The sequence below is a fragment of the Butyricimonas sp. RTP31003st1_G1_RTP31003_210430 genome, from assembly GCF_040920905.1.
Classification (GTDB): Bacteria; Bacteroidota; Bacteroidia; order Bacteroidales; family Marinifilaceae; genus Butyricimonas; species Butyricimonas paravirosa.
The window spans coordinates 47,426-60,061 of sequence record NZ_JBCOSQ010000001.1 but is presented as its reverse complement, the minus strand read 5'-3'; the positions used below and the strand labels follow the sequence as shown (position 1 = coordinate 60,061).

The window sequence follows — 12,636 nt, the reverse complement described above, 5'->3', positions numbered from 1 at the left end:
ACTATTTCACAAAATCAAACTTCTCAAAATCAAAGATTCCTTTTTCTCCTATTTTTAAAGTAGGTATTACAATTAATGCCATAAATGAAAGTGTCATAAAAGGAGATTTTAAAAGTGTTCCCATTTTTGAAAGTATTTCATTCAATTTCATGTAGCGATCTGCCACTTCCTCCCCACTTTTATCACTTATAATACCACCGATAGGAAGGGGTAAAGAGTGTAATTTGCCCTCTTCATTCACGACTAAACCACCTTTTTCTTTTATCAATTCATTTATTGCAAGCATTAAATCTTGATCGGTACAACCCACCGCAATAATATTATGCGAGTCATGTGATATAGAAGAAGCAAAAGCTCCCCGCTTTAAACCGATACCCGAAATAAAACCGACCTGCGGTTTAGAATTAAAGTAACGATTTAAATAAACTATTTTCAAAACATCTCTATCTAAATCCGATTGAAAATCTTCTATCTTTTCATCGAAATGAAGAATTTTACGGTCTGTCAAAAGACTATCAGGTTTTACTTGAATACAGGTAACATCTCCAAAAACATTAGTATGGAGATCAGATAAACTTATTTCATCATGATGAAACTTATTTAATAAAGGTACATCACAAACCGGATTATTTTTAGAACTGTTTTCACCATAGACTACCTCCCCACGAATATAAGTAGAACGTATATTCAAAGATTCTATATCATCCAGAATAATGAAATCCGCACTATCCCCAACATGCAAAGTTCCTATATTTAGATTATAAAAACGTACCGGATTAAGACATGCAATCTGCAAAATATCAAAAATACCAAAACCATCAGTCAATGCTTTTCTGACAATTTTATTAATATGACCTTCATTTAATAAGTCGTCAGCATGTGAATCATCCGTGCAAAACATGACGCTATCCGTACGTGTAGCAATCAATGATTTTAACGCATCATAGTTTTTAGCAGCACTTCCCTCCCTGATCATAATGTGCATTCCTTTCGAAATTTTCTCTTCTGCCTCTTCTAGGGTCGAAGATTCATGATCGGTTTCTATACCATGAGCAATATATGAACTCAATGGATCACCCACGAGTTCTGGTGCATGACCATCTATTTTTAATCGGTATTTCTTGGCTATTTCTATTTTTCCAATGACATCCGGATCATTATTTATAACGCCAGGAACGTTCATGACCTCAGAAAGCATTGTAAATTTTCCAGTTTTTGCTAATTTATCAGTGTCTTCTATGGATAAAATGGACCCCGGTTTATCGAATGAAGTTGCGGGAACACATGAAGGAATACCCCAAAAGAATTTTAAAGATGCCTTTTCTCCATTATTTACCATCAATTCCACCCCTTCTACCCCTAAAACATTGGCAATTTCATGCGGATCGGCAACCACTCCCACTGTTCCATTCGGAATTACTAATTTGGAAAACTCGACAGGCATTAACATGGAACTTTCCACATGGACATGCGCATCTATAAATCCCGGCGAAATATATTGATCATACGAATTAGAATTCCTTTCTATATTTATGATCTTTCCTTCAGATATAGATATAGCGCAAGGATAAAATTCCCTGTTTTCTATATCAATTAAATTCCCTTCAATAATTTCCATTTTATACCTCGGTTTTTGTTTGTAATTTTTACCCTACAAATATACCTTTTTACCCGGATTTATTCAATAGTGCCCTTCGCACTATTTTCAATGTTCCACGTGAAACATTTCTTTTATCTTCCCAATAAAATCAATAAAACATTGATGTCAGAAGGTGATACTCCTGTAATACGTGATGCCTGTCCAATAGTTTTCGGATTAATCTTTGTCAATTTTTGACGAGCTTCATAAGAGAGAGAAGTTATCTCCATATAATTAAATTTATTCGCAATAACTAAATTTTCTAACCGATTCAATTTATCAGCTATTAATTTTTCTCTCTCGATATATCCCGAATATTTAATTAAAACTTCGGCAGCTTCTATGATTTCTTCCCGCAAATTATTATCAAAAATAAATTCTTTCAAAGAAGGAATTGAATCTACAATTTTAGGAATAGTTACCTGTGGTCTCGAAATAATATCAATCAATTTTATTTTTTGGCGAATAGGCGAAGATTGTAAACTTTCTAAAGTCGGATTAATTTCTTCGGGTGAAATACTAAAATTAGTAACAAAATCCATCAACCGATCACGTTTCAAAATTTTATCTTCAAACACGGCAAAACGATCTTCTTTCACAAGACCTAGAGAATATCCTAAAGGAGTCAACCGGGCATCCGCATCATCCTGCCTCAATAAAATTCTATACTCCGCACGAGAAGTAAACATACGGTAAGGTTCATCTACCCCTTTTGTAACTAAATCATCAATCAGCACTCCAATGTAAGCCTGATCTCGATTCAGTACGAAATCTCTATTTTCATGAAGTGAAAGATGGGCATTTATTCCGGCCATCAATCCTTGAGCCGCTGCCTCCTCGTATCCGGTAGTCCCGTTTATTTGTCCGGCAAAATAAAGTCCCTTGATTAATTTTGTTTCTAAAGTCGGATACAATTGAGTAGGTTGGAAAAAATCATACTCGATAGCATAACCCGGTCTGAAAATTTTTACATTCTCAAAACCCTCCACATTTCTCAATGCCCGCAATTGAATATCCCAAGGTAAAGAAGAAGAAAATCCATTCAAATAATATTCGGTTGTCTTCTCCCCTTCCGGCTCCAAAAACAAATGATGACTATCTCGATCTGAAAAAGTATCTAATTTAGTTTCTATACTCGGACAATAACGAGGACCTATACTTTTTATCGTACCATTAAATAAAGGACTATCATCAAATCCTTCCCGTAAAATATCATGTACGACTTTATTCGTGTAGGCGATATAGCAAGGTCTCTTCTCAAGTGAATTCGTATACGCGAAACTCAGAAAAGAGAATTTATGGAAATCATTATCTCCATCCTGACGGGTTAATTTAGAAAAATCAATACTTCGACCATCTATACGAACCGGAGTACCCGTTTTCATCCGCCCGACTGCAAAACCATATTCTTTCAACTGATCGGATAAACCATAAGTAGCCGGTTCTGAAATTCGACCACCGGGAAAGCTAACTCGTCCGATATGCATCAGACCATTTAAAAAGGTACCATTAGTCAAAATCACTCGACGGGAACTAAAAGAAATCCCTAATCTAGTTTTGACCCCGGTAACTCTATCTTTATCCAAAAGAAGTTCGATCACATCATCCTGCCACAAATCCAGATTATCGGTATGCTCTACCCTATCTCTCCATTCGGCAGAAAAAATCATTCGATCACATTGAGCCCTCGGACTCCACATAGCAGGCCCTTTAGATAAGTTCAGCATACGGAATTGGATTGTACTTTTATCTGTTACAATGCCAGATCCACCACCTAAAGCATCTATCTCTCTAACAATCTGACCTTTAGCAATACCACCCATAGCCGGATTACAAGACATTTGCGCTATCTTATTCATATCCAATGTAATAAGTAGCGTCTTCGATCCTAAATTAGCTGCAGCACAAGCTGCCTCACAACCAGCGTGTCCGGCCCCTACTACAATAACATCATATACGGGCAGTAATTGTGACATAATTATATCGTTTTAAGCAATTCTAAGCAATGATTTTCATTTTGACGCATCTCTTTCGCGTCAGCATCTGATTTATCTTTAAAACCTATTAAATGAAGTACAGAGTGTACGACAACCCTATGTAATTCATCTTCATAAGTTGTATTGAATTCTAAAGCATTGGATTGAACTGTATCAAGACTGATAAAAACATCACCTGACAATATTTTTCTCTCGGAGTAGTCAAAAGTAATAACGTCGGTGTAATAATCATGATTCAAATATTTCCTGTTTACATCCAAGATATAATCATCATTACAAAAAATAAAAGAGATCGTTCCTAATTGAAACGAATAATCATCAGCAACAGCTTGTAGCCATTGTTTCACTCTCTCTTCATTAAAAAAAGAAGGAATATCACATTCCTCACTAAAAAAAAGAAGTTCGCTCATCTATATATTATAAATTGAAAACCATGGTCACCTTTGATCCACCGTCTTCAAAAATCAAATCATCAGAAAGCGTTTTCATCAGGTAAAGACCACGTCCTGCATCTTTTTCTATATTATCCGGTAAAGTAGGGTCCGGGATATAAGAATAATCAAAACCTTCTCCCTCGTCTTTCACGGCCACGAATAAACGCTTTTCTTCTTCGTAAACCGAAAACTTAACATGCTTTGAAGAATCCAGTTTATTTCCGTAAAGAATTGCATTATTAACAGCTTCAATAACACACAAACTTATCTTGCCGAACACATCCGGTTCGACATTATAAACATCCGAGAAATAATCGATAAAGTTCTCAACTTTAACGATATTACCAATTTCAGAGGCAATCGAAAACTCTAATTTGTCCATCGCTTTTTCAAATAATTAATAACGATCATCGCAATCATAACCAAGCCTTTTTACTCACCATTTTACTCATATTCCGCAGCTATAAAAAGCATTATTCTCACTATCTACCGTCTAGCGAATGTAAGTAAAATATTTTTAAATACCAACCACCAATAAAGTATATTATTAATCTTTCAAACATACTCCTACTCTACCAAGGCGTTAACCATAATTGTGGATCTAAATTGTCTTTATCTCTCCAAACTTGAAAATTTAACGTACTGTTATTACCACTACTCACAGCCAGCTTGCCAATTTTTTGTTTCACATTGACGGTGTCCCCCTTCTTAATAAATATCTCCACCAAGTTCGAATACACCGTCAGATAATTTCCATGCCGCACAATCACAACGTTATTATCCCCCGGGATAAACATTATTTCCGTCACCACACCCTTAAATACCGCTCTAACATCAGCATTCCGGGATGTCGTAATAGTAATTCCTGCATTATTTAACTTCACCTGTTTAAAAACAGGGTGTACATTCACCCCGAATTTCTCCGACACAAATCCCTGTTCAACAGGCCAAGGTAACTTTCCTCTATTTTTAGCGAAATCGTCGGAAATAAGTTTCTCTTCTGGTGTTAATTTATATGTAGAATTTTTACTCCCCGACTTTTTAGCCTGAGCAGCAATGAGTTTCTCCAATTCTTTTTTAAAACGTTCTCTGTTCTTAATCTCAATATTCAACTTTCGAAGAAGTTCTTTTTCCTTTTTCTTCAAATCCGCTATATACGTATTCGCCTCATTTTGTTCCCGGATCAATTGATTATTTTGAGAGGTAATTTTAGACTGAGTTTCACTTTTCAGAGTCATCAATTTACTCAATTCTTTATTAATGGCGGTCAATGAATCGTTTGTCTGTTCAATTAACTGAATTTGCCGCTTGGAATAATCCTGAACCTGTTCAAAATATTTATACCGGGCATAAGCCTGAGCAAAACTCGAAGAAGAAAATATATAGATTAATTTATCCGATTCATTCCTCTTCTTCCAGGTCTCGTACACCATCTTAGAATAGAATTCCAGCATCCGTTGTTTATCGGATTCCAAACCGGATTTAACAGACTCATTCTTTTTAATCTGACCATCAAGGTAATTCACTTCGTTCGTGAGAGATTGAATCATCTCTTTTCCCTTACCGATTTTCTGGTTGATGATCGATACTTTCTGTATAGTGGAAGATTTATCTTTACGGGCATTTTCCAGCAACTTATTCAAATACGCGATTTCCTTCTCCGTCTTTTCATTTTTCTTTTTAATCGCATCAATAGACTGCGAGTAAGAAAAAGTGAAAGAAAACAAGAAAATCACGATCAATATGTTACGACAAATATCCATGCTAATACATTCTTTTATACTTACTAGGTATTTTAAAATTAGGTGAAACTTCCACATCAAATTCCAACCGGTCAAAATTCAATATAACTTCCCAATTATCATTATCCGAAAATACATTAAAAGTTATTTTCCCGGGAAACAATTTTCCACCAAAATCCTTTATATTCTTGTATTTCACGCTCATTCCGACACCCTCTTCCAAATCCTCGATAGAAACAGCATTAGGTCTGAAACAATCCGGATCAATATGTATTTTCTGTAACACTAAAGAAAATTCTTTATTCTTTCTCCTTTTCTTGTATAATTTCTTCAATTTTCTCCCCAATGCTTTCTCTTCTAGACTATACAATACATAATCGTTGCCCGACTTATCAAATTTATAACGCTTTCCCCGCACAGCCTCCGTGGTACAAGATTCAAAATCAAAAAATTGATTTGTCAGTATCCGTTGAAAACAATCAAATGTCAAACCCACGTCAAAACGTTCTGCGAAATAACTATAATCAGAAACAAAATATTTTTTCTCCCTAGGACTGATAAATTTCACGCTATCCGGGGTCAATAGCAGTCTAGCCACATCAACTCCTAAAGAGGCACTAACTGAAACCCATATAAAACTATCTCTTTGTATTCGTAAAATAGCTTTAAGACTATGGGAATTCTTGTTATCCTTCAAAGATAAATCAACTTTTTTCGCATATATCGTATTATAATCTAACTCATTAGAAATAATATTTTTAAACAATTTTCCTTCGGTAATATTCGGTAAATCTCTACGACTTTCCGTAATCTCCTTCACGGATCTACACGACACGAAACACAATAAAATCAATAATAAAACACAACTACTTCTCATGATCTACCGGTAAACCATTCTCTATCTTATATTTTAAATCACCACATTCTTCATCTCTAAATTCCAATGCTTTCTGCCACATTTTCACAGCCTCCTCCTTTTCCCCGTTCATGAATAAAATATCTCCATAGTGTTCGTATAAAACTCCACTTGGGTTCTTCTCGTTCTCAATAGCTGAACGCATATAAAATTTAGCCAAAGAATAATTTTTACTTTTAAACAAAACCCAGGCATAAGTATCCAAAAAAGTCGAATTATTCGGATCAGCACTCAATGCCGTTGAAATCATTTTTTCAGCTTTATCCAAATGCTCATTTCGTAATGAAAGATAATAGCTGTAATTATTTAATGTCATTATATCACCCGGATTTATCAACAAAGTACTGTCAAACATGGCAAAAGCCTGTTCAACACTATCCTGTTTATAATATACCTCACCAAGATAGGCAAAAAACTGAGCCTTAATAGGAGAATTATCCGGAGACAAGGCAAGTCCTTGTTCTAAATATCCTTTTGCTCGCTCTAAATCTTTCCGAATCAGTAAAGGCAAACTGATCATCACGTAGGGTAACGGCTCATTCGGGAAATATTTCAAACATTCCAACCCACCACGATACATGGCAGTCGTGTCTTCCAATTGATTATATAACATCAACAACTCTTCCCAAACCAAATAATTATTCTTCTCCTTAGAAATAAGAAATTCCAGTTCACCCTTACATTCCTCCAGTCTATTATACCGTTTCAGAAAATCAGCATTCAAAGTCCTAACGGCTATATCTTCAGGATATTTCTCTAACAATAATTGCACGTAGGAATAGATATGATCCAAAGAGATATTCGCATCGTTTTGGTTAACTAATAACTTCAGCAAATATTGAACCTTCAATCCATTTTCAACCTTATCATTCAACAAGGCCGAACGAATATATTTTTCCGTGTTTAAAGTATCATTCTTTGTACGATAATAATCAGCTAGATAAAGCCGCACAAAACCATTATCCGGATCATTTTTTACGATTTTATTCAATAATTGAAGACCTTTCTTCTCTTGATCATGTGACAAATACAGTTCGGCTAATAAACCCAAATAATCTGTTTTTTCAGGATATTTCTTCACCAACTTCATGATTTCCGCCGAAGCATTCTTTACATCATCCATCTTGGAATATAATTTAGCCTTTTCAATAATAGCCGGCTCACTTATTCCAAACTGTTTCTCGTAACGGTCCAACACGTTTATAGCCTTATCCCACTTCTCAACAGAAGAATATAAATCAGTCTCCACGATGTAAAAATCCTCTCTCTCGGGATGTAATAATATCAATTTATCATACACCTTACACGCCTCTTCAATCATTGATTTTCTCTGCAAAATATTAGCCAACAATAAATTATACCAAATATTTGTCGGCTCCAATTCCACAGCCTCCCGCATCAGTTGTAAAGGCAGCGTATAATCCTCTCCTAATACCAATATACTAGATAATTCATAACGTACCGCGGCACTTTTGTTATAAATTTTCATACACTGATCGAAATAAGCAATAGCAGATTTCAAGTCACCTAAAACCTTACAACGTACCCCTTCCATGAAAGCATAATCGAACTGTACTTTAGCCTCACCTTCTAAAGTAGGTTCTACCACTTTCTTTTTATCAGCAAAAAGCTGAGTAGTACACAAAAGCAATAAAAAAACAAATAATAATCGACCTAATTTAGTCATTATAAATGATTTATTGTTTACCCGTGTGACCGAAACCTCCTCTCCCTCTCTCCGTCTCGCCCAATTCCTCCACTTCAATTAATTCAGCCTGTTCAACCTTATTAATCACCATCTGGCAAATTCTGTCCCCGTCATTAATCTGTGTTACTTCATGAGACAAATTCACTAAAATAACTCCGATTTCTCCTCTATAATCAGCATCAATCGTTCCCGGCGTATTCAATAAAGTGATTCCTTCGTTTAAAGCCAATCCACTCCTTGGACGCATCTGAGCCTCGTAGCCATCAGGTAATTCGATAAACAAACCCGTCGGAACAAGTTTCCTTTCCAACGATTTCAACATGATAGGTTCATCAATATTAGCCCGTATATCTAAACCGGCAGATGATTTTGTCTTGTATTCCGGAAGCGGATGCTTCGATTTATTCACTATTTTAATTTTCATTCTCTCTGTAACTTTGGATGTTAATCACATTTTTAACTACTCCCATAAATTGCGCTAAGATAGCTATTTTTTATGAATTAACTTGTACATAAAATCTTTTGTCAGCAAAAAACTCATCTCTTTTTTTATAAAAATATACACGAAGAGTACGAATAACGGTAAACGAGCCAAACAAGTTACCAAGTTATTGTCAAATTTTATATATCCACCAACAAAATAGAACAATAAACAAATCGCAAAATAGAAAATAATCTTAGGTATATCATAATTGATCTTGTAAAAATGTCTTCCCAGAATAAAAGATAAAATCGTCATAACCAAAAAACACGTGAAAACGGAATAGGCAGAAGCCATAAAACCTATTTTCGGCAAAAAAATCACGTTTCCTCCTATAGTGATTACGCAACCGATAATCGCCATGTAAGCCCCATATATCGTTTTATCCGTCAATTTATACCACAAGGATAACGAATAGTAAATTCCTTGGAACAAATTAGCCATCAGCACCCAAGGCAATATCGTCAACCCGCTGAAATATTCTGATCCCAAGAAATATTTTAATACATCCAAAAAGTACATAACCCCTAAAAAGATCATTAAACCGAATCCGGTAAAATAGAGCAGTACATCCTGGTATATTTTTTTTGAATCATTATGCTTGGCGTAATTGAAAAAGAAAGGTTCGAAAGCGAAGCGGAAACCTTGCGTAAAAATATACATCACCAAAGCCAATTTATAGCTTGCCCCGTATATCCCAGTTATAGCCAAAGCCTCTTCCCCATCTCCTAAAATTTTAGGCATCAAAATCTTATCTCCCTGTAAATTAATCATCCCGGCAACACTCACGATCAAGATCGGGTATGAATATTTCAAAATATCTTTCAGCAAAGAGAACGAGAAAACAAATTTGAACCGAAAAATATAAGGAAACAACATCACCAACGTACAAACAGAAGAAACCAAATAGGAAATGAAAATATAAACTACCCCACCATCAGCCTGATAGAAAGGAACAGAAATCCCTTTCTTCTCCAAAAATGGACAGAGCAAATAAAAAAACAAGTTCAACCCCACGTTAATGAGTATATTCACGAATTTAATAACCCCGAAACGAAGGGCTTTCCCTTCCATTCTCAATAGAGCGAAAGGCAAAGTACTCACCACATCAATTGCGATCGTTACAATTAATAAAACGAAGTAAATCGGATGATTCCCCACCTCAAGAAAACTGACAATTTGCGGGAGAAACGAAAAACAGAGTAATAAAAACAAAGTCGAAGTAAAGAGTAAAGAGGTCAACAAAGTCGAAAACACCCGGTCTTTATTGTCTTTAGTTGCAAAGCGGAAGAACCCTGTTTCTGTGCCATAAGTCAACAATACAACTAACAAAGCAACATACCCCATCAAATTCGTGAATATACCATTATCGACCGGAGAAAGTACCCTGGTATATAGTGGAACCAGCAACCAATTTATAAACCGTCCGAGTATTGTCGAGAAACCATAAATCACGGTTTCTCCCATTAGTTTCTTTAAAGGATTCATAATAACTTTGTCTTTATCAAATATGATTCAACAGACAAAAGTAACAAGTTCCCAACAACAATATCATATATATATTATCTTTTATTTTTTTTAAAAAGAAATATGAGTATTATGATAGGCTGTGAGTTTTTGGTATAAAAAATAAGCGATTCTTTTGTTTTAATCGTTATTATTAATGGAGTGAAGAGTTATTCACAGGTTATAATTTTATTAATCCTTGATAATGAGATTTATTTTTGAGTTATCCACAATTGTTAGTAAAACAGGCTTTGGAAAAGTATTCGGTGAAATTCCCGTGAATTGATGTTAGTATTTTGTAGAAAGGAATTGGAATAATTTGAATAACTATTCTTGCATTTTTTAATTCTATTATTACTTGAATTCGAAATCGAGAAATCAAAATAAAGTTATTCTTTTTAGTTCTTTTTTATTCCACCATGAATACACGAGATACTAACAGTTACTAACAGGTATAATATAAAAAAATTGGAAATAGAATATAACGAATTTCTATTTCCAATTTATTATGACAGAACGTGTTACTTCCTATAAGAGAAATGCACGATTATTTGTTCATCTTTTCGATTGTAGCGGTAGTTGAATATCCTTCGATAAAATCAATAGTAATCACTTCTCCCCCTTTGGCCTTTACTATATCGTAACCTACAATCTCTTCAGGTTTATAGTCTCCTCCTTTTACTAACACGTCCGGTTGAACGAAATCAATCAGATCACGGGGTGTATCCGTATCGAAAAGGATCACTTCGTCAACAAACATGAGAGAAGCTAGTAATAACGCCCGGGCATTCTCGTCGTTTACGGGTCTGGAATCACCTTTTAACCGTTTCACAGAATCATCCGTGTTCAATCCGATCACTAATTTAGTTCCCAGAGAGGCCGCTTTGGCCAGGTATTCTATATGTCCTTTATGGAGAATATCAAAACAACCGTTTGTGAAAACGATCTTGTCATCTTTGAATCTCCACAGACTCAATATATTTTCAGCCTCTTTCGCCGTGTGTGCGATTTTTTTCTCGATAAGTGGTAAATAATCCATGATCATGTCAAATAAGTTTATTTGTTGCGGTGTCCGGGAAAACCAATGTAGGTTTGTGTGATTTAGCCTCTTCAAAATCCATTGAAGCGTATGAGATAATAATGATCACGTCGCCCACGGCACATTTACGTGCTGCCGGACCATTCAGGCAAATAATGCCCGAATTGCGTTCTCCTTTGATGATATAGGTATCGAATCTCTCACCATTGTTAATGTTCACGATCTGAACTTTTTCGTTTTCGATCATGTTAGCTGCCTCTAACAGAGCTTCATCAATAGTGATACTGCCCACGTACTGAAGGTTAGCATCAGTAACGGTAACCTTATGAAGTTTAGATTTTACTACTTCTATAAACATCTTCGTGTTAGTTTAAAATACAATATTATCAATTAATCGGATTTTACCGGCATAAACCGCTATACATCCAACTTTTACATTGTTTTCACTCCAGTCTTGAATAGTTTTCAGTTCTGTGTCGTCCACGATCTCAAAATATTCAGTTTCCAGATAAGGGTTTTTATTGATTTCATCTACTACCCATTTTTTTAATTCTTCCACGTTCATTTGGGAAGTTAAGTGAGTAGCTTCTTCGAGTACTTTATGAATATGCGGGGCATTTTTCCTGTATTCCGGTTCCAGTAAAGTATTTCTGGAACTCATGGCCAGCCCGTCTGTTTCCCGGATAATGGGACATGGGACAATTTCCAGATCATAATGTAATTGTTTCACCATGTTTTTGATTACTGCAACTTGCTGGAAATCCTTCATCCCGAAATATGCCCGGTGTGGTCGTACAATGTCAAATAACTTACTTACGATTTGTCCCACGCCGTTAAAATGTCCCGGACGTCTTGCTCCTTCCATGACACTCTCCACGTATCCGAAGTCAAATACACGGGTATCTTCTTCCGGGTACATCTCTTCCACGCTGGGAGCGAACACGTAATCACATCCGTTCTTTTCCAATAAAGTAACATCTTTGTCCAAAGTACGGGGATAACGTTTCAAATCTTCTTTATCATTAAACTGCGTCGGGTTCACGAACACGCTGACCACGGCAATGTCATTTCCTTTTTTACATGCTTTCACGAGGGATATGTGACCTTCGTGAAGTGCGCCCATTGTTGGCACTAAGCCCACCGTTTTCCCTTCACTTTTCAACTTCTCGATAAC

At 35.7% G+C, this 12,636-nt stretch carries 12 protein-coding genes; all 12 read right to left on the bottom strand.

The window, feature by feature from the left end; genetic code table 11:
- Position 1: 1 nt before the first annotated feature.
- Positions 2 to 1,618 (bottom strand): adenine deaminase, encoded by a 1,617-nt coding sequence (gene ade / locus AB5542_RS00215; protein ID WP_279038646.1) that lies wholly within the window; start codon positions 1,616 to 1,618, stop codon positions 2 to 4.
- A gap of 113 nt (positions 1,619 to 1,731) precedes the next feature.
- On the bottom strand, positions 1,732 to 3,615 hold the full coding sequence (mnmG, locus tag AB5542_RS00210; protein ID WP_279038647.1) for a tRNA uridine-5-carboxymethylaminomethyl(34) synthesis enzyme MnmG: 1,884 nt from the start codon (positions 3,613 to 3,615) through the stop codon (positions 1,732 to 1,734).
- Positions 3,616 to 3,617: 2 nt separating this feature from the next.
- On the bottom strand, positions 3,618 to 4,046 hold the full coding sequence (gene ybeY / locus AB5542_RS00205; protein ID WP_118305212.1) for an rRNA maturation RNase YbeY: 429 nt from the start codon (positions 4,044 to 4,046) through the stop codon (positions 3,618 to 3,620).
- 7 nt (positions 4,047 to 4,053) lie between these two features.
- A complete protein-coding gene (locus AB5542_RS00200; protein ID WP_027202137.1) occupies positions 4,054 to 4,452 on the bottom strand; it encodes an ATP-binding protein in 399 nt (132 codons plus the stop codon).
- 190 nt (positions 4,453 to 4,642) lie between these two features.
- The gene (locus AB5542_RS00195) at positions 4,643 to 5,833 is read right to left on the bottom strand and encodes a murein hydrolase activator EnvC family protein (protein WP_087419264.1); all 1,191 of its coding nucleotides are present in this window, start codon (positions 5,831 to 5,833) and stop codon (positions 4,643 to 4,645) included.
- Position 5,834: 1 nt separating this feature from the next.
- On the bottom strand, positions 5,835 to 6,689 hold the full coding sequence (locus AB5542_RS00190; protein WP_118305211.1) for a DUF4292 domain-containing protein: 855 nt from the start codon (positions 6,687 to 6,689) through the stop codon (positions 5,835 to 5,837).
- The gene (locus AB5542_RS00185; RefSeq protein WP_279038648.1) at positions 6,679 to 8,415 is read right to left on the bottom strand and encodes a hypothetical protein; all 1,737 of its coding nucleotides are present in this window, start codon (positions 8,413 to 8,415) and stop codon (positions 6,679 to 6,681) included. The genes AB5542_RS00190 and AB5542_RS00185 overlap by 11 nt, the downstream gene beginning before the upstream one ends.
- A gap of 10 nt (positions 8,416 to 8,425) precedes the next feature.
- Positions 8,426 to 8,860 carry a dUTP diphosphatase gene (gene dut, locus AB5542_RS00180; RefSeq protein WP_087419267.1) on the bottom strand — a complete coding sequence of 145 codons (435 nt, stop codon included), beginning with the start codon at positions 8,858 to 8,860 and terminating at the stop codon, positions 8,426 to 8,428.
- Positions 8,861 to 8,923: 63 nt separating this feature from the next.
- Positions 8,924 to 10,405: a lipopolysaccharide biosynthesis protein gene (locus AB5542_RS00175; protein ID WP_087419268.1), complete on the bottom strand. Its 1,482-nt coding sequence runs from the start codon at positions 10,403 to 10,405 to the stop codon at positions 8,924 to 8,926.
- 565 nt (positions 10,406 to 10,970) lie between these two features.
- Positions 10,971 to 11,468 (bottom strand): D-glycero-beta-D-manno-heptose 1-phosphate adenylyltransferase, encoded by a 498-nt coding sequence (gene rfaE2, locus AB5542_RS00170; protein WP_229128151.1) that lies wholly within the window; start codon positions 11,466 to 11,468, stop codon positions 10,971 to 10,973.
- A gap of 1 nt (position 11,469) precedes the next feature.
- Entirely contained in the window at positions 11,470 to 11,820 is a 351-nt protein-coding gene (gene panD / locus AB5542_RS00165; protein ID WP_027202130.1) for an aspartate 1-decarboxylase, read from the bottom strand.
- A 12-nt stretch (positions 11,821 to 11,832) separates the two neighbouring features.
- A complete protein-coding gene (gene panC / locus AB5542_RS00160) occupies positions 11,833 to 12,633 on the bottom strand; it encodes a pantoate--beta-alanine ligase (protein WP_368242949.1) in 801 nt (266 codons plus the stop codon).
- Between the last annotated feature and the right edge of the window lie 3 nt (positions 12,634 to 12,636).